This is a genomic window from Microbacterium sp. K35, from assembly GCF_004794375.1.
Lineage (GTDB): Bacteria > Actinomycetota > Actinomycetes > Actinomycetales > Microbacteriaceae > Microbacterium > Microbacterium sufflavum.
Genome location: NZ_SSDM01000386.1, coordinates 1 through 17,132, shown reverse-complemented (window position 1 = coordinate 17,132; position 17,132 = coordinate 1). Strand labels below are relative to the sequence as shown.

14 protein-coding genes are annotated in these 17,132 nt (G+C 71.0%); 9 read left to right on the top strand and 5 right to left on the bottom strand.

Features of this window, described 5'->3' with window-relative positions:
• The first annotated feature begins 148 nt into the window (after positions 1–148).
• From DW299_RS15970 to DW299_RS15960, 3 genes are all read left to right on the top strand, one after another.
• Positions 149–2,113 (top strand): M13 family metallopeptidase, encoded by a 1,965-nt coding sequence (locus DW299_RS15970; protein WP_136037161.1) that lies wholly within the window; start codon positions 149–151, stop codon positions 2,111–2,113.
• 110 nt (positions 2,114–2,223) lie between these two features.
• Positions 2,224–3,189: a serine hydrolase gene (locus tag DW299_RS15965; protein WP_136030775.1), complete on the top strand. Its 966-nt coding sequence runs from the start codon at positions 2,224–2,226 to the stop codon at positions 3,187–3,189.
• A 220-nt stretch (positions 3,190–3,409) separates the two neighbouring features.
• Positions 3,410–4,168, top strand: coding sequence for a hypothetical protein (locus tag DW299_RS15960; RefSeq protein ID WP_136037160.1), 759 nt, complete (start codon positions 3,410–3,412; stop codon positions 4,166–4,168).
• A gap of 299 nt (positions 4,169–4,467) precedes the next feature.
• On the opposite strand, the gene DW299_RS15955 is transcribed toward DW299_RS15960, so the two are convergent.
• Positions 4,468–5,907, bottom strand: coding sequence for an MFS transporter (locus DW299_RS15955; protein WP_136030769.1), 1,440 nt, complete (start codon positions 5,905–5,907; stop codon positions 4,468–4,470).
• A gap of 61 nt (positions 5,908–5,968) precedes the next feature.
• Here DW299_RS15955 and DW299_RS15950 point away from each other — a divergent pair, with 61 nt between their 5' ends.
• The 3 genes from DW299_RS15950 to DW299_RS15940 are packed head-to-tail and all read left to right on the top strand — an operon-like array spanning position 5,969 to position 8,686.
• Positions 5,969–7,294 carry an alpha-hydroxy-acid oxidizing protein gene (locus DW299_RS15950; protein ID WP_136037159.1) on the top strand — a complete coding sequence of 442 codons (1,326 nt, stop codon included), beginning with the start codon at positions 5,969–5,971 and terminating at the stop codon, positions 7,292–7,294.
• 32 nt (positions 7,295–7,326) lie between these two features.
• Positions 7,327–7,947, top strand: coding sequence for a hypothetical protein (locus DW299_RS15945; protein ID WP_136037158.1), 621 nt, complete (start codon positions 7,327–7,329; stop codon positions 7,945–7,947).
• Positions 7,948–7,996: 49 nt separating this feature from the next.
• Positions 7,997–8,686 (top strand): GNAT family N-acetyltransferase, encoded by a 690-nt coding sequence (locus DW299_RS15940; RefSeq protein WP_136030761.1) that lies wholly within the window; start codon positions 7,997–7,999, stop codon positions 8,684–8,686.
• 25 nt (positions 8,687–8,711) lie between these two features.
• Here the strand turns inward: DW299_RS15940 and DW299_RS15935 are convergent, their stop codons facing one another.
• Positions 8,712–10,181 carry a peptide MFS transporter gene (locus DW299_RS15935; RefSeq protein ID WP_136030758.1) on the bottom strand — a complete coding sequence of 490 codons (1,470 nt, stop codon included), beginning with the start codon at positions 10,179–10,181 and terminating at the stop codon, positions 8,712–8,714.
• A 115-nt stretch (positions 10,182–10,296) separates the two neighbouring features.
• On the opposite strand from DW299_RS15935, the gene DW299_RS15930 reads away from it, so the two are divergent.
• Positions 10,297–11,682 carry a glycine--tRNA ligase gene (locus tag DW299_RS15930; RefSeq protein WP_136030756.1) on the top strand — a complete coding sequence of 462 codons (1,386 nt, stop codon included), beginning with the start codon at positions 10,297–10,299 and terminating at the stop codon, positions 11,680–11,682.
• Positions 11,683–11,691: 9 nt separating this feature from the next.
• Here the strand turns inward: DW299_RS15930 and DW299_RS15925 are convergent, their stop codons facing one another.
• On the bottom strand, positions 11,692–12,648 hold the full coding sequence (locus DW299_RS15925) for a helix-turn-helix transcriptional regulator (RefSeq protein ID WP_136037157.1): 957 nt from the start codon (positions 12,646–12,648) through the stop codon (positions 11,692–11,694).
• 67 nt (positions 12,649–12,715) lie between these two features.
• On the opposite strand from DW299_RS15925, the gene DW299_RS15920 reads away from it, so the two are divergent.
• Both DW299_RS15920 and DW299_RS15915 read left to right on the top strand, forming a co-directional pair.
• Positions 12,716–13,849, top strand: coding sequence for an epoxide hydrolase family protein (locus DW299_RS15920; protein WP_136037156.1), 1,134 nt, complete (start codon positions 12,716–12,718; stop codon positions 13,847–13,849).
• A 254-nt stretch (positions 13,850–14,103) separates the two neighbouring features.
• The gene (locus DW299_RS15915; protein WP_136037155.1) at positions 14,104–15,819 is read left to right on the top strand and encodes an ABC-F family ATP-binding cassette domain-containing protein; all 1,716 of its coding nucleotides are present in this window, start codon (positions 14,104–14,106) and stop codon (positions 15,817–15,819) included.
• Between the two features lie 24 nt (positions 15,820–15,843).
• Here the strand turns inward: DW299_RS15915 and DW299_RS15910 are convergent, their stop codons facing one another.
• Positions 15,844–16,269 carry a DUF1801 domain-containing protein gene (locus DW299_RS15910; RefSeq protein WP_136030748.1) on the bottom strand — a complete coding sequence of 142 codons (426 nt, stop codon included), beginning with the start codon at positions 16,267–16,269 and terminating at the stop codon, positions 15,844–15,846.
• Positions 16,266–16,838: an HhH-GPD-type base excision DNA repair protein gene (locus DW299_RS15905; RefSeq protein WP_136037154.1), complete on the bottom strand. Its 573-nt coding sequence runs from the start codon at positions 16,836–16,838 to the stop codon at positions 16,266–16,268. Before DW299_RS15905 ends, DW299_RS15910 begins: the two co-directional genes overlap by 4 nt.
• Positions 16,839–17,132: the final 294 nt, after the last annotated feature.

The window sequence follows — 17,132 nt, the reverse complement described above, 5'->3', positions numbered from 1 at the left end:
CGCTCCGCCCGCGGGGTCGCATCGTCGGCAGAGGCCGCCGCCCCCGCGCGTCCGCGTCGCCGGCTGTTCGGGCGACGGCCGCGCTGATCCGTGCCCGGGCATGTCCGCCCTCGACACCGTGGGGGACCCCCGTCATAGGCTGGAGCGCATGACCGACGCGCTTCCCGTGGGCCTCGCCCTCGACGAGTTCAGCCCCGACATCCGCCCGCAGGACGACCTGTACCGTCACGTGAACGGCGCCTGGATCTCCCGCACCGAGATCCCCGGCGACAAGGCGCGCTGGGGCTCCTTCCACCTGCTGGCCGAGCAGGCGGAGAAAGACGTCCGCACGATCATCGAGGAGTCGCAGGACGCCGAGGAGGGCACGCTCGCCCGCAAGATCGGCGACCTGTTCGCGAGCTTCATGGACACCGACCGCATCGCGGCCGCCGGGGTCGCGCCGCTCGCGGAGACCCTCGCCGAGATCGACGCGATCGCCGACATCCCCGGCTTCCTGCGCACCGTGGGGGCGTACGACCGTGACGGGCGCGCCGCGGTGATCGGCCTCTACGTCGACGGCGACCCGGGAGACCCGGAGCGCTACATCCCGGTGCTCGTGCAGGCCGGGCTGTCGCTGCCGGACGAGAGCTACTTCCGCCTCGACACCTTCGCCGACACGCGCGCCGCGTACCGCGCCCACCTCGAGCGCCTGCTGTCCCTGGCGGGCATCGCCGACGCCGCGGACCAGGCCGAACGCTCCATCGCCCTGGAGACCGAGCTCGCGGGCCACCACTGGGACAACGTGCGCAGCCGCGACGCGGTCGCCACCTACAACCTCAAGACCTGGGACGAGCTGCAGGAGCTCGCGGGCGTCGACCTCGCACCGTGGCGCGAGGCCGTCACGCCGTCGAACCCCTCCGCGTTCGACGAGGTGGTCGTGTCGCAGCCCAGCTTCTTCGAGGGGCTGGGTGCGCTGCTCACCGCCGAGCGCCTCGACGACTGGAAGGCCTGGCTGCGCGCCAAGGTCGTGCACGCCGCCGCACCCTACCTGACCGACGACCTGGTGCTGGAGAACTTCTCGTTCTACGGCACCGAGCTCACCGGCGTCCCCACGATCCGGGAGCGCTGGAAGCGCGGCGTCTCGGTCACCGAGGGCGCGCTCGGCGAGGCGATCGGCAAGGTGTACGTCGAGCGGCACTACCCGCCGACGGCGAAGGCCGCGATGGACGAGCTCGTCGGCAACCTCATCGAGGCGTACCGGCAGAGCATCGAGACGCTAGAGTGGATGACGGCGGAGACCCGGCAGCGTGCGCTCGCCAAGCTCGACGCGTTCACGCCCAAGATCGGCCACCCCGAGGTGTGGCGCGACTACTCCAGCCTCGTGATCGACCGCGAGGATCTGCTCGGCAACGTGCGTCGCGCGGCGACCTTCGAGCACGACCGCAACATCGACAAGGTCGGCAAGCCCATCGACCGCACCGAGTGGCACATGCCGCCGCAGATGGTCAACGCGTACTACAACCCGTCGATGAACGAGATCGTCTTCCCCGCCGCGATCCTGCAGTATCCGTTCTTCGACGCGGGTCGCGACGCGGCCGCGAACTACGGCGGCATCGGCGCGGTCATCGGACACGAGATCGGTCACGGCTTCGACGACCAGGGCAGCCGCTACGACGGCGACGGACGTCTGCAGGACTGGTGGACCGACGCCGACCGCGCCGCGTTCGAGGAGCGCACCAAGGCGCTGATCGCCCAGTACGACGAGCTCGTCCCTGAGGGGCTGGACGCGGAGCATCACGTGAACGGCGCCCTCACGATCGGCGAGAACATCGGCGACCTCGGCGGTCTGGGCATCGCGCTCCAGGCGTACGAGCTGTCGCTGGGTGGGCAGGAGGCGCCGGTCATCGACGGCTACACGGGCGTGCAGCGGCTGCTGCTGTCGTGGGCGCAGGTCTGGCAGCAGAAGAGCCGGGAGGCGGAGACGCTGCGGCTGCTCACGATCGACCCGCACTCGCCCAACGAGTTCCGCTGCAACCAGATCGTGCGCAACATCGACGCGTTCTACGAGGCCTTCGACGTGACGCCGGACGATGCCCTGTGGCTGCCCGAGGCGTCGCGGGTGACCATCTGGTGACCATTCTCCTCAGGCTGTGAGGTGTCCCCCGGCGGTGGGGTTACGATAGCCCTGCCGCTGGGGAGCGACTCCCTTGGCATGCCGATCAGCCCCCTCCCGAAGGATCACGCGTGGCCGCACTCGAGCCTGGCGACGGGTTCCGGAACTCCCCGGTCCCCGAGTCGATGGGAGGCGCGTCCGCGTCATCGAGCGGGCGCCGTTCGCAGCAGCGCACGAGCCGTCGTCTGCCCCGTCGGGCCGCCCTCGGCCGCCGATCGTTCACGGCCACGCTCAAGGCTCTCGAGGGCCTGGTCGATGCGGGCGCCCAGGTGTCGGTGCACGTGGTCGACCTCGACTCGCACGTGCATGTCCTGGCGGGCGACGACCACGTCACCATGCCCGTCGGCGGGCTCGGGGTCGTCCCGCTGCTGATCGAGGTCGCGGCGGCGTTCGAGTCCGGAGCGCTCGACCCGCTCGAGATCGTGGAGCGCGCGAGCGTCGACGCGGTCGAGTCGTCCGGGTTGTGGCGGCACCTGCGGGCTCCCGCGCTGCCGCTGGAAGATCTGGCGGTGCTGGCCGCGACCGCGGGCGACCCCATCGCGGTCAACATCCTGTTGGAGAAGGTCGGGCACGACCGGGTGCGCGAGCGCATCGAGGGGCTCGGCCTGCGCCGCACCGCGCTGCTCGACCGGTTCCGCGACCGCCGTGGCCCCGACGACGCGCCGCAGGTGGCGGTGGGGTCGGCGCGCGAGTTCGCCGGGCTGTTCTCCGCGCTCGTCAACTCCCAGGTGGTCGATGCCGCGGTGAGCGCGCAGGTGGCCGAGTGGCTGAGCCTCAACCAGGACCTGAGTCTGGTGGCCTCCGCGACCGGGCTCGACCCGTTCGCGCACGACCACGACGCGCACGGGCTGCTGTTCGTGAACAAGACCGGCCGCGACCGCGGTGTCCGTGCCGAGGCGGGCGTGCTGGCGGGGCCGCGCGCGGGCGTCGGCTACGCGCTCATCGTGTGCTTCGACGACCTGTCGATCACGCACCGTCTGCGTGCGCACGATGCGTTCCGTGTGCTGGGCGTCGAGCTGATGGAGTACACCCACTGAGGCGACCGGCAGGGCAGCTCTCGACGAACCCGCCACTCATGTCCTCCGAAAGGTGGACAGACATGTGACGCATGACGTGTAACACTCTACAGGTCCACTGCGCTCACCCTTCGTCCAAACTCGATGCGGGTACGCCCGAAGAGTTCAAGGAGATCAGCATGCGCTCAACGGATTTCGGGGTCCCGGGATCGAGCGGGAAGGTCGACCAATGAGGCGGGGTTTGCAGATGTTCCTCGGCGCTGCCGTCGTACTTTGCACGGCACTCGCGACGGTGTCGCCCGCCAGCGCGCGAGAAGACGTGGCGGCGACGCCGAAAACGAGCGGTAGCGTCGCAGGTGCCCCTCCCGCAGGAGCGGTGGGCGGGGACGCATCGATCAATGCGCTTGTATCGCGGATCAATCAACTCGTGGCCGCCTACGACCACGACGCGCACCGGTTTGATCTCGCTGCAGTGCCGAGCGAGGTCTTGAACAGCGACGAAGGGCAGGCGTTCCTCGCGGTTGTGTCTCTGGGAGAGGCTGGCGCAAGCCCCGCCGAACTGAGTGAGGCATTTGCAGAGTTGCGCGACGGACTCCGAGAAACGAACGCACCCTCGTCGGTGGAGATCGATCGCAATGGCGTCGTCTCCACCTATGAGCTCGCGCCCGGGATGACCATCGTCTTTCCGACGGCTCTGGCCGCGGGAAGTGCGGTCCGCGGCCTCATGAGGGCGACGGTGGTTGGCGGTGCTGACCCCTGGCCGTACATTCAGCTCACGAATGCCGAGCAACAGGCAATGGTGACCGGCGCATCTGGTGCGTTGGTCGCAGCGATCTGTGCGCTGCTCGCGCCGACCACCGCCGGTGTCGGTTGCGGCGTCGGTGCCGCTGTGATCGCAATGATCGTGGGAATCATCGTCGCCAATGGGGTATGCCCGTACAACCGACAGATGAGGATCTATCCGCTGGTCGGGCCGACTGGATTCAGTTGCCAGCGATGAAACGGAGACGAATGAGGCCGGCGCTGTTCGCGACACTTGTCATCGCACCGATCGTCGTCCTTCAGGGATTCTTCGTTGCGGTAGGGCTCTGGGCTGCATCGATCGAGTTGCTGTCCGTGCTCGCAATCGATGCCGGATTCTGGGTTGTGACCTACGTCCTCTGGTCTCAATCGGGTCGCATTCGCCATTGATCCGGCCCGCCCGCAGCGCACAGACTGGAGAGGCTCGCGCACGACGCGTTCCGTGTGCTGGGCGTCGAGCTGATGGAGTACACCCACTGACGCGTCGCGCCGAGGGCGTCACTCGGGCAGCGACGGATGCTGCTCGGCGGCGCGGCGCCGCGGGATGAACAGCGACAGCACGACCGCGAGCACCCCGGCCGCGATCGCGAGCCAGAAGCACACCTCGAACGCGCTGCGCGTAGGGACGGCCACCCCGTCGACGTCGATGCTCATGGCGGCGAGGACGCCGCCCATCACGGCCGAGGCGGTCGAGGTGCCCACCGAGCGGAACAGCGCGTTGAGCCCGTTCGAGGCGCCGGTCTCGTTCGCCGGCACCGAGCGCATGATGATCATCGGCATCGCGGCGAACGTGAACCCGATGCCGATGCCGATGAAGATGTTCGCGACGAACACGTGCCACACGGCCGTGGACCACAGCAGCACGAACACGTAGGCGAGCACGATCGCGATCGCGCCCACGGTGAAGAGGGGGCGCGGTCCGACGGTGCGCTCCAGCCAGCCGGACAGCGGGGAGATCACCATCATCACCAGGCCGGCCGGCATGATCACGAGCGAGGCCGCGACCATGTCGAGCCCGAAGCCGCCGCCGACCACCGGCATCTCCAGCATCTGCGGGAACGTGACGTTCGACGCGAACAGGGCGAAGCCCATCCCGATCGCGGCGATGTTGGTGAACAGCACGGCGGGCCGCGCGGCCACGCGCAGGTCGAGCAGCGGATCCCTCGTCCTGAGCTGGTACCAGCCCCACACCAGCAGCACGGCGACGCCGCCGATCACGCACGCGAGGGTCACGGGCGACGTCCAGCCCCACTCGGCGCCGCGCGACACGAAGAGCAGCAGCCCGGTGAGGCCGATCGCGAGGCCGACGGCGCCGAGCACGTCGAGCCGACCGGGGGAGCGGAGCACGTCTTCCGGCACGACCGCGAGCACGAGCGCGAGTCCGGCGACGCCGAGCGCTGCGGCGAGCCAGAAGAGCATGTGCCAGTCGGCGTTCTCCGCGAGCAGCGCAGCCACGGGCATGCCGATCGCGCCGCCGACGCCCATGGTCGCGCTCATGAGGGCGACCGCGGTGCCCAGGCGCTCGGGCGGGAGCACGTCGCGCATGATCGCGATGCCCAGCGGCACCACGCCCGTCACGGCACCCTGCAGGGCGCGACCGATGATCACGCCGACGATCGAGCCGGACACGGCGGCGATCACGGAGCCGAGGATCAGGATCGCGAGCAGCACGATGACCACGCGGCGCTTGCCGTACATGTCGCCGAGGCGGCCCGAGATCGGGGTGGCGACGGCGGCGACGAGCAGCGTGATCGTGACGACCCACGTGGTGTCTTCGCGCGAGGCGTTCAGCAGCTGCGGCAGCTCGGCCTGCAGCGGCACGACGAGCGTGAACATGAACGACGAACACAGGCCCGCGAAGGCCAGCACCGCGATGATCGCCCACCGGGGCGGGGTGCGGGAGAGGCGCTTCCTGGCTCTGTCGTCGCTCGCACCCACCGGCCCAGGCTATCGGCCCGTGCGCGGTGCGGGGCCGTTCGGCCGTGGCTAGCATGTGGTCATGGTCACGAGCAGCGTCGCTCCGGACGATCCCGCCGCCCACCGCGGCATCTCCCGGCGTACCCAGTCCGACATCTATCGCGCCGGGATCAGCGGCACCCGACCGGCCGTCCCGGTCGCCCCGGCCGCGCTGGAGGAGGCGGCGCGGAAGACGCTGAGCGCCGAGGCCTTCGCGTACATCGCCGGGGGTGCGGGAGCGGAGCACACGGTGACGGCGAACCGGGCGGCGTTCGATCGGTGGCAGGTCTGGCCGCGGCCGCTGCGCGACGTCAGCGAACGCGACCTCGGCGTCGAGTTCCTCGGGACACGACGGACGAGCCCGCTGATCCTCGCGCCGCTCGGGGTCATGGAGCTCGCGCACCCCGACGCCGACCGTGCGGTCGCCCGCGCCGCCGCCTCCCTCGGCGTCCCGTACGCGCTGTCGAACCAGGCGTCGCTCCCGATGGAGCATGTGGCGGCCGCGGCGCCGTCCGGGTCACGGCTGTTCCAGCTGTACTGGTCGTCGTCGGACGACCTGAACCGTTCCCTGCTCGCCCGCGCCGCGGCGTCCGGCTGCGAGGCGATCGTCGTCACGCTCGACACGCACCTGCTGGGGTGGCGCACGCGGGACCTCGACCTCGCCTACCTGCCGTTCACCCGCGGCCTGGGCATCGCGCAGTACACCAGCGATCCCGTGTTCCGCGAGCTCGTGCGACAGCGGGCGGCCGCCCCGAAGAGCGACGCCTCCGCGGTGAAGGTCACCCCGACAGCAGTCGCCGCCGCGCTCAGCATCGCCAGGAAGGGCGCGGCCCTCACCGAGGGCGGACGCCTGCGCGACAACCTGCGCTCGCCGTTGCCGCGGGCGGCCGTCGAGACGTTCCTCGACGTGTTCTCCACCCCCGCGCTCACGTGGGACGACCTCGCGAAGGCGCGCGAGTGGACCACGCTGCCGATCATCCTCAAGGGCATCGTGCACCCGGACGATGCGCAGCGCGCGCTGGACGCGGGCGTGGACGGCATCTGGATCTCCAACCACGGCGGACGCCAGATCGACCGGTCCGTGCCCACCCTCGACGTGCTGCCGACGATCGCGGAGCAGGTGGCCGGGCGGGTGCCGATCGTGTTCGACTCCGGGGTGCGCGGCGGCGCCGATGTCGCGATCGCCCTCGCGCTCGGCGCCACGGTGGTCGCGCTCGGCCGGCCCTACGCGTACGGCCTCGGCATCGCGGGCGAGCAGGGGGTGCGCGAGGTGGTGCGGAACGTGCTCGCCGAGCTCGACATCACCCTCGGCCTCGCCGGGCTGACCGCGGTCGCGCAGCTCGACCGCGACGCCCTGCGCGCCGTGTGACCGGGTGGACCGCGCCGTGGTTGCATGAACGGATGAGCGACGACGCCCCACCCACGCAGCACCCGGCCGATTCCCCGTTCCACCGCCGACTGCCGATCGGAGAGGTGCTCGACGCCTCGGCGATCGCCGACGGTCTGCCGTGGGCCTTCGAGACGGTGACGATGCGACCGCTCGAGCCGATGCTGGTGCCGGAGGAGCCGAGGGTGGGGGAGCTCGACCCGCGCGAGTGCGGGCACTGCGGTCCGAGCCCGCACACGATCTGGCACGACGACCTCTGGCAGGTGCGCGCCGGCTGGGACGTCGGCGGCCTGCCGTTCATCGGCGGCGTCGCCCCGCGCGAGCACTGGCTGCTCGAGGACGCCCCGCATGACGTGCTCGCGGCGCTGGGCCCGCTGCTGCAGCGGGTGTCGCAGGCGGTGAAGAGCGTCCCCGGGGTCGCCCGCTGTCACTTCGGACGCTGGAACGATGGTTCCGCGCACTTCCACATGTGGGCGATGGGGCGCCCCGCCGGCATGATGCAGGGGCGCGGCGCGGTGCTCGCGTTCTGGGACGAGATCCTTCCCCCGCTGCCGCCCGAGATGGCGTCGGAGCACCTCCGCATCGTCGCCGATGCGCTCGCCGCGGGCGGGGGAGAGGCGTTCCCGTACCGCTGAGGCCCGCCCGGGTTTCCGCGAACCCGCCGTGGAGGGGCAGACTGGAGCCGTGCGTACCATCCGTGACCTCGACACCGTTGAACTCATCCTCGACGCGCAGGGCCTGCTCGACTCCATCCGGGGTCCGCAGCGCGTGGTCGATGCCGGCACCCTCCGCGCCCTGCAGCAGTCGGGCAACTACGTCGTCGGGTTCTTCGACGGCGAGGGCGATGAGGAGCGCATGGTCGGTGCGTCCATCGCGTTCTTCGGCGAACCGGCGCGCCGGGCGATGCACTCGCACATCACGGCGCTGCTGCCGGAGTACCGCGGCCGCGGCTGGGGTCGCGAGCTGAAGGAGCACCAGCGGCAGTGGGCGTTCTCGCGCGACGTCGGCCGCATCACGTGGGTGTTCGACCCGCTCGTGGCCCGCAACGCGCACTTCTTCTTCTCGGTGCTCGGGGCCCGCGCCACCGGCTACTCCGTGAACCGCTACGGCATCTTCGGCGGCGGTGACGCGGGCGATGAGAGCGACCGGCTCGATGTCGAGTGGGCGCTGGCCGACATCGCCAAGCCCCCGGCCGACGGCGACGTCGTGGAGACCCTGGAGATCCCGGACGACATCGAGGCGATGCGGGTCTCCGACCCGGCGGCCGCGCACGAGTGGCGGCTGCGGCTGCGCGCGCAGATGGAGGGTCTGCTCGGCAGCGGTCTGCGGATCGCCGGTTTCGAGTCGGGGCGCGGCTACCTGTTCACCGCCTGAGCCCCTCGCCGGGTGACGGCGCGGCTCAGCGCACGCCGCGCATGAGGCGCAGCACCGGCTTCACGCTCAGCAGCATCCCGACGCCGACGAGGATCGCGATCCCGCCGAGGATCGAGAAGAACGGCACCTCGTTCTCGGGGTCGTAGAACTGCACGAGCCACCCGGCGATCGCCGTGCCCAGCGCCACCGACAGGAAGAACAGCGCCACCATCTGCGTGTGGAACACCGCGGGGGCGAGCTTGGTCGAGGCGGAGAGCCCGACGGGGGACAGCAGCAGCTCGGCGACCGTGAACACGAAGAGGATGCCGACGATCGCCAGCAGCGGCGTGGAGTTCTCGCCGCCCCCGGAGAACGGCAGGAACAGCAGGAACGCCGCGCCCATGATGATGGCGGCGAGCCCGAACTTCACCGGCGTCGACGGCTGCCGGGTGCCGAGCTTGGTCCAGATCGCGGCGAAGACGCCCGACAGGATGATGATGAACACCGGGTTGATGGACTGCACCCACGACACCGGCATCTCCCACCCGAACAGGTTCCGGTCCAGGCGCTTGTCGGAGTAGACGGTCAGCACGGTGAACTGCTGCTGGTACAACGACCAGAACGCCACGCTGGTGAGGAACAGCGGGACGAAGCTCCAGACGCGCGAGCGCTCGGTGGCGTCGATGCGGTGGCTGGACAGGATGACCGCGAAGTAGGCGATCGCCGCGACGATCGTGCCGACGATCACGATGAGTGCGAGGTTGTCGGCGTGGATCAGCCCGGTGAGCACGCACACGGCGATGACGAGCACGGCGCCGCCCGCGATGATCCCCACCAGCGGGTAGCGCGAGCGGGGCAGGGGGTTGGGCACCTCGCGCGCCGTGTCCGGGAGCCCGCGCCGTCCGAACGCGTACTGCACGAGGCCGAGCGTCATCCCGAGCGCGGCGAGTCCGAAGCCCCAGTGGAACCCGAGCGTGGACTGGAGCAGACCGGTGAGGATCGGCCCGAGGAAGGCGCCGAGGTTGATGCCCAGATAGAACAGCGAGAACCCGGCGTCGCGGCGCACGTCGTCCGGGGTGTAGAGGGTGCCGACGACGGCGGTCGCGTTGGCCTTGAGGCCGCCGGAGCCGAGCGCCACGAGCACGAGTCCGACCCCGACGCCCACGAAGCCCGGCAGCAGGGCGAGCGCGAGGTGCCCGGCGACGATCACCATCGCGCTCACGAACAGCACGCGCTCCGAGCCGAACAGCCGGTCGGCGAGCCAGGCGCCGAGGATCGTCGCGAGGTAGACCGAGCCGCCGTACGCGCCGAGGATCCCGCCGGCCGTGGCCTCGGGCAGACCGAGACCGCCCTGCGTGGCCGAGTGGTAGAGGTAGATGAGCAGGATGCCCTGCATGCCGTAGAAGCTGAAGCGCTCCCACATCTCGACGCCGAAGACGTGCACGAGGGGCCAGGGCTGCCCGAAGAAGCGGGTGTCCTCGTCGCGGGAAGCGGGCTGTCGCTCGGTGGTGCTCATGCGTGGGACGGTACTCTCCGGCGGCGACCGCGGCCAGGGGGCGCGCTGCGACCACCGATAGAATGGGGATGCCCGTGCTCACGGGCGTTCTCCGCATCCGACCATTGGAGCCACCGTGGCCGAACAGTCCCGTCTTGACAAGGTCATCGCCCTCGCCCGCCACCGCGGGTTCGTGTTCCAGGCGGGTGAGATCTACGGCGGTTCCCGGTCGGCCTGGGACTACGGACCCCTCGGCACCGAGCTCAAGGAGAACATCCGTCGCCAGTGGTGGCAGACGTTCGTGCGCGGCCGTGGCGACATGGTCGGCCTCGACTCCAGCATCATCCTGCCCAAGCGCGTGTGGGAGGCGTCGGGTCACGTCGCCACCTTCACCGACCCGCTGGTGGAGTGCCTGCAGTGCCACAAGCGCTTCCGCGCCGACAACCTGATCGAGGACTTCGAGGCGCGCAAGGGCCGCAAGGCCGAGAACGGTCTCGCCGACATCCCGTGCCCGAACTGCGGCACCAAGGGCCAGTACACCGAGCCCAAGGCGTTCTCCGGTCTGGTGAAGACGTACCTCGGCGTGGTCGATGACGAGTCCGGCCTGTACTACCTGCGTCCCGAGACCGCGCAGGGCATCTTCGTCAACTTCTCCAACGTGCTCACCGCGAGCCGCAAGAAGCCGCCGTTCGGCATCGGCCAGGTCGGCAAGGCGTTCCGCAACGAGATCACCCCCGGCAACTTCATCTTCCGCACGCGCGAGTTCGAGCAGATGGAGATCGAGTTCTTCACGCCGCCCGCCGAGGCCCCGCAGTGGTTCGACCACTGGGTCGAGGCGTGCTGGAACTGGTTCATCGACCTCGGCATCGACCCGGAGAACATGCGGCAGTTCGACGTGCCCGAGGAGGACCGCGCGCACTACTCCGCCGGCACGATCGACGTGGAGTACCGCTTCGGTTTCGCGGGCAAGGAGTGGGGCGAGCTCATGGGCGTCGCCAACCGCACCGACTACGACCTCTCCAGTCACAGCGAGGCGTCCGGCCAGAGCCTGACCTACTTCGACCAGGCGACGGGCGAGCGCTACACGCCGTACGTGATCGAGCCGTCGTTCGGCCTCACGCGAGCCATGATGGCGTTCCTCGTCGACGCGTATGTGGAGGAGCAGGTGCCCAACGCCAAGGGCGGCACCGACACCCGCACGGTGCTCAAGCTCGACCCGCGTCTGGCTCCCGTCAAGGCCGCGGTGCTGCCGCTCAGCCGCAACGAGAACCTGTCGCCGCTCGCGCGCGAGGTGGCCGACACCCTGCGCGGCTCGTGGGCCGTGGACTTCGACGACGCCGGCGCGATCGGTCGCCGCTACCGTCGTCAGGACGAGATCGGCACCCCGTTCTGCGTGACGGTCGACTTCGACTCGCTCGACGACCGGGCCGTCACGGTGCGCGACCGCGACACGATGGCGCAGGAGCGGGTGCCGATCGACGGCCTGCACGCGTACCTCGCGGAGCGCCTGCGCGGGGCCTGACCTCCGGGGTCAGGAGCCCGCGACGGCCCTGGCATACCGCTCCGACAGCAGCTGGAGTCGGGGCAGCAGCTCGGGCGGCGACTCGACCGTGAAGTCCATCATCAGCATCCCGATGTAGGCCGCGATCGTGTCGAGGCTGTCGGCGCCGGTGACGAGGATGCAGTGTTCCTCGTCGATCGGCTCGACCACGCCGACCGCGGCGTGGATACGGTCGAGCACGGCCTCGGCGGGCGCGTCGATGCGCAGTCGCGCGTGCACCTGCCAGCCGCTCACGGCGATGGTGCGCATGGCGAACGCGGTGTAGTCGCCCCCGGGCAACGGCTGCGGGTCGAAGCGGCGGCGCGTCGGCATCCGCAGCTCCATCCAGTCCACGCGGTACGTGCCCCATTCGCTCGTCTGCGGGTCGCGGGCCACGAGGTACCAGCGTCGCACCCAGGTGAGCAGGCGGTACGGCTCGACCAGCACGGGGCGGCCGTCGTAGTCGAAGCGCAGCCACTCCTGGTCGCGGATCGCTCCCGCGACGGCCCGCAGCACGGCGGCGTCGACCTCCGGGTCTGGCGCGTCGGTGTCGTTGTTCTCCGGCGCGCGGTCGACGCTCGTGCGCAGTGCGTCGACGGTGGGGCGCAGGTGCGAGGGGAGGACCTGTTCGAGCTTGGCGAGCGCTCTCGCGCCGGAGTCGGCGATGCCCGCGATGCCGGCGGCGGCGCGCAGGCCGACGGTCACCGCCACCGCCTCCTCGTCGTCGAGCAGCAGCGGGGGGAGCTTGCCGCCCGCCCCGAGCCGGTAGCCGCCGGTGGAGCCGCGACGGGCGTCGACCGGGTATCCGAGTTCGCGGAGGCGCCCGACGTCGTGGCGCACGGTGCGGGGTGAGACGCGGAGCCGCTGCGCGAGCTCGCTGCCGGATCGCTCCGAACCCGTCTGCAGCAGGGCGAGCAGCGCCAGGAGCCGTGCGGTCGGGTCCGCCATGAGGCCTCCGAAAGTCGCCGAATCATTAGGAACGTATCCAGCCTAATGGGCTTCTATCGTCGGAGACATGAACACCACGACCCTCGCCTTCCGCCCCTTCTCCGTCGACGTCTCCGACGCCGAGGTCGCCGACCTCCGCGACCGCCTCGCCCGCACGCGCCTGCCCCGCACCGCGCCCGTCGACGACTGGGACGCCGGCACCCCGAACCACTTCCTGCGCGAGGCGCTGACCGCGTGGCAGGAGTTCGACTGGGCTGCCGCGCAGGAGCGGCTCAACGCCCACCCGCAGTTCACCACCGAGATCGACGGCCAGACGATCCGCTTCCTCCACATCCGCTCGCGGCACGAGAACGCGACCCCGCTGCTGCTCGCACACACCTACCCTGGTTCCTCCGTCGACTACCTCGACCTCATCGACCGGCTCACCGACCCCGAGGCGCACGGCGGTCGCGCGGAGGAGGCGTTCCACCTCGTGATCCCGGATGCCCCCGGCTACGGTTTCTCGCAGCCGCTCGCCTCCGCCGGGTGGACGGTGGCGAAGGTCGCCGCCGCGTACGACCGGCTCATGCGCGGCCTCGGCTACGACAGCTACGGCATCCACGGCTCCGACAACGGCGCGATGGTCGCGCGCGAGCTCGGGCTGCTGGCGCCGGAGGGCTTCCTCGGGCTGCACGTGCTGCAGCTGTTCTCGTTCCCGTCGGGCGACCCCGCGGAGTTCGAGAAGCTCGAGCCGCAGGACTACGCGGGATTGGAGCACATGCAGTGGTTCCAGTCGGTGGGCGGCTACAACGCGATGAACGCCTCCCGTCCGCAGACCGTCGCGGTGGGCCTGAGCGATTCCCCGGTCGGGCTCCTCGCCTACAGTGAGCTGTTCACCTCCTTCGGCAACGGCACCTCGCTCGTGCCGCTGGAGAGCATCCTGCTGGAGGTGAGCGTGAACTGGTTCGCGAACGCCGCCTCGGGCATGAGCCGCAGCTACCTGGAGAACGCGCGCGCCGAGGCCGAGCCGCAGGTCAACCACGCGCGGACCGGGGTCGCGGTGTTCGCGGACGACTTCCAGACCATCCGGGTCTTCGCCGAGCGCGACAACGACAACATCGTGCACTGGAGCCGTTTCGACGAGGGCGGGCACTTCGCCGCGCTGGAGCGCCCCGATCTGCTCGCCGCCGACCTCCGGGTCTTCTTCGCCGACCCGCGCTGAGCTCGTGCCATCATCGCCCCCGCGCCCCCACGCGCGGGGGCGATCGCGTGCCGACCCTGGCGTCGGGAGCCCGGGGCTGCTACGGTCTCTCTCCGTGGGTACTCTGATTCGCTAGATCGGGACACTGCGTCGAGACGTCTTCTCCGCGGTGGGTCCTGAGCGAACGCGTCCTCTTGTGACGCGATCGAGGTCCGTTTCCCTGCGTCATCCGACGCGTATCCGCGGTGCCGTCCGCACCGCAGCGAGGACCCCTCATGTTCCCTGTACTCCCTTCCCCTTCTCCCTCCACCGTCCCGGCGATCCGTCCGCACCGCGTGTGCGAACTGCGCGCTGCCGGCGTGCGCTTCGCCGCGCACCGGGTGCTCGACGGGATCGATCTCGTCGTCGGTCCCGCGGATCGTCTGGCGATCATCGGCGACAACGGCGCCGGCAAGTCCACGCTGCTCGAGCTGCTTGCCGGAACGCTCGCACCGACCGCCGGGGAGGCGCGGCTGCACCTCCCGGGCGGTGTGGCCCACGCCCTCCAGAATCCGGAGTTCCCGCCGGGGGCGACGGTCTCCGCGGCGATCGACGACCTGCTGGGCGACCTGCGCGCGCTGGAACGCGAGCTCGCGCGGGCCTACGAGCAGCTCGCCTCGGCCCTTCCCGCCGAGCAGGCGCGGCGCCTGGCAGCCGTATCCGACCTGCAGGACCGTTTCGAGACCAGGGCCGGCTATGACGTCGACCACCGCATCGACGTCGCGCTCGACCAGCTCGGCGTCGGAACCCTGGACCGCACGCGTCCCGTGGCCGCGCTGTCCGGCGGGGAACGTGCCCGGCTCGCGCTCGCGGTGGCACTGTCCTCCCGCGCCGAGCTGCTGCTGCTCGACGAGCCGACCAACGATCTCGACGAGCACGCGCTCGCCTGGGTCGAGGATCGGATCGCCGCGCACCGCGGGGCCCTGGTCGTGGTGACCCACGACCGCGACTTCCTCGACCGCTTCGCGACCGCGGTCGTGCACGTGAGCGACGGCGGCATCCGCCGCTACGGCGACGGCTACCCGGGGTTCCTGCGGGCGCGGGAGACCGAGCGACGACGACTCGCGGAGCGACACGAGGCGTGGAAGGCCGAGGTCGCCCGCACCGAGGAGCTGCTCGCGACGAACGCGTTCCGCCTGGACGCGATCCCGCGCAAGCTCGAGCTCGACGGCTTCGGTCACGGCGCCTTCCGCGCCCGCAGCCGCGACCACGGCGCGGTCGGCCGCATCCGCATGGCGAAGGAGCGACTGTCTCGGCTGCGGGAGGATCCGGCGCCGCCCCCACCCGAGCCGCTGCGGTTCGTGCTGCCGGACGGCCCGGCTCCGGACGCGGAGTCGTCCGGCGAGGACGACGCCCTCGTCACGCTGCACGATGTCGTGTTCCAGGAGCCGGGCCGCCGGCTCACCGTGACCGCGTGGACCGTGGCGCCGGGTGACCGCTGGCTCGTGACCGGTCCGAACGGGGCAGGCAAGACCACGCTGCTCGACCTCCTCGCGGGCGAGCTGAGTGCCGCATCGGGTTCGATCGATCGGCGCCCGGGACTCCGTGTCGCCCGGCTGCGGCAAGACGTGCGGGCGGCCGCACGCGGCTCCGCGGTGGAGCTGTTCGCGCGACGGGCGTCGGTGCCCCCGAGTGATGCCCGTGCGGCTCTGCTCGCCCACGGCCTGTTCCGCGAGGACGAGATCGAGCGCCCGGCGCGGGCCCTGTCGGTCGGGCAGCGGCGGCGGCTCGACCTCGCGATCGCGCTGGACTCCACGTTCGACGTGCTGCTGCTCGACGAGCCGACCAACCACCTCGACCCGGAGCTGGTCGAGCAGCTGGAGCGGGCGCTCGACGACCACCCGGCCGCGGTCGTCACGGTCTCGCACGACCGGCGGTGGCTGCGGCGGGCGCGGCAGCATGGTGCCGCGGCTGTCCGTGTGACGGAGGGTGCGGCCGTGGTGGCGTCGTGACCCGGCGGCCGCGGGGGCGTGCGGTCAGCCGGTGACGGTGACCGTCGCGCCCTCGTCGCCGCCCGCTTCGGCCCAGGCGAGCGAGTGCTCCAGGATCCCGCGCAGCACCGTCAGGTCCACCTGCTCCAGGTCGGGGAGGTAGAGGCAGCCGACGCCGGTGGTGTGCGGCCCGAGCCGTGCCAGGTCGTCCGCGTGCGCATCCGTCCCCTCGAAGAGGTAGATCGTGGTGGCGGCTCGGCGCGGCGCGAAGCCGAGGAGCGGGCTGTCGCCCTCGGTACCGGTCGGGTAGCGGTAGTGGCAGGAGCCGAAGCCGATGATGGTGCCCCAGGTCTGCGGCTCGCGGCCGGTGATCTCCTGCATGAGCGCGGTGAGCGTCTCCGCGTCTCGGCGCCGAGCGGCGGGGGAGGAGCGGGCGATGAGCCCGGCGACGTCGTTCCCCGTGGGCTTCACTTCGCCGCCTTGGCAGCGGCCTTCATCGCCTTCTTGTACTCGCGCACCTTCGTGAGCGACTCGGGGGAGATGATGTCGGCGACGCTGCGGTACGAGCCGTCCTCGCCGTAGGGCGCCGATGCCTCGCGCCAGCCCTCGCCCGTGAAGCCGTACTGCTTGCCGAGCAGCGCCAGGAAGATCTTGGCCTTCTGCTCACCGAAGCCGGGCAGCGCCTTCAGGCGCTTCAGCACCTCCGCACCGTCCGGGTCGCCCGCGGTCCACAGCGCTGAGGCGTCGCCGCCCCACTCGTCGACGATCGCCTGGCACAGCGTCTGCACGCGGGCGGCCATCGACCCGGGGAACCGGTGCACGGCGGGCGTCTGGCGGAACGCCTCGAGGAACTCCTCGGGTGCCATCCCCGCGATGGCCGCGGCATCGGCCGCACCGGTGCGCTGTTCGATCTTGAGCGGACCGGCGAAAGCGGTCTCCATGGGCACCTGCTGGTCGAGCAGCATCCCCACGAGCAGCGCGAGCGGGTTCTCGGTCAGCAGGGTGTCGGCGGCGGTGTCTCCGGTGATGTGAAGGGCCATGCCCCCAGTGTCCCATCCCGGGCGGATGCCGCGGGGGCGGTGGCAGGACCGTTCAGTACAACGTCAGCGCGTATGACGCGATGTACGTCGTGCTCGCGCGCGCGGCGCAGTGCTCGTTGCTGACTCTCGATGCTCGTCTCGCGGCATCCGCCGCGGATTGCGCACTGCTGCCGTAGTTCTTCGCGCATGACTGGCGTCGCCGCCTCCGGCTGAGCGGCTACGCGCCGATCCCGGGCGACCGCGCCGTCAGGCGGAGGCGGCGTCCTCGGCGGCGGGGGCCTCGGGGCTGAGGAC

Excerpts from the sequence above, each read along its gene's own strand:
- DW299_RS15970 (WP_136037161.1), top strand. The coding sequence starts at position 149 with ATGACCGACGCGCTTCCCGTGGGCCTCGCCCTCGACGAGTTCAGCCCC.
- DW299_RS15950 (WP_136037159.1), top strand. The coding sequence starts at position 5,969 with ATGGTCACGAGCAGCGTCGCTCCGGACGATCCCGCCGCCCACCGCGGC.
- DW299_RS15945 (WP_136037158.1), top strand. The coding sequence starts at position 7,327 with ATGAGCGACGACGCCCCACCCACGCAGCACCCGGCCGATTCCCCGTTC.
- DW299_RS15935 (WP_136030758.1), bottom strand. The coding sequence starts at position 10,181 with ATGAGCACCACCGAGCGACAGCCCGCTTCCCGCGACGAGGACACCCGC.
- DW299_RS15925 (WP_136037157.1), bottom strand. The coding sequence starts at position 12,648 with ATGGCGGACCCGACCGCACGGCTCCTGGCGCTGCTCGCCCTGCTGCAG.
- DW299_RS15920 (WP_136037156.1), top strand. The coding sequence starts at position 12,716 with ATGAACACCACGACCCTCGCCTTCCGCCCCTTCTCCGTCGACGTCTCC.
- DW299_RS15915 (WP_136037155.1), top strand. The coding sequence starts at position 14,104 with ATGTTCCCTGTACTCCCTTCCCCTTCTCCCTCCACCGTCCCGGCGATC.
- DW299_RS15905 (WP_136037154.1), bottom strand. The coding sequence starts at position 16,838 with ATGGCCCTTCACATCACCGGAGACACCGCCGCCGACACCCTGCTGACC.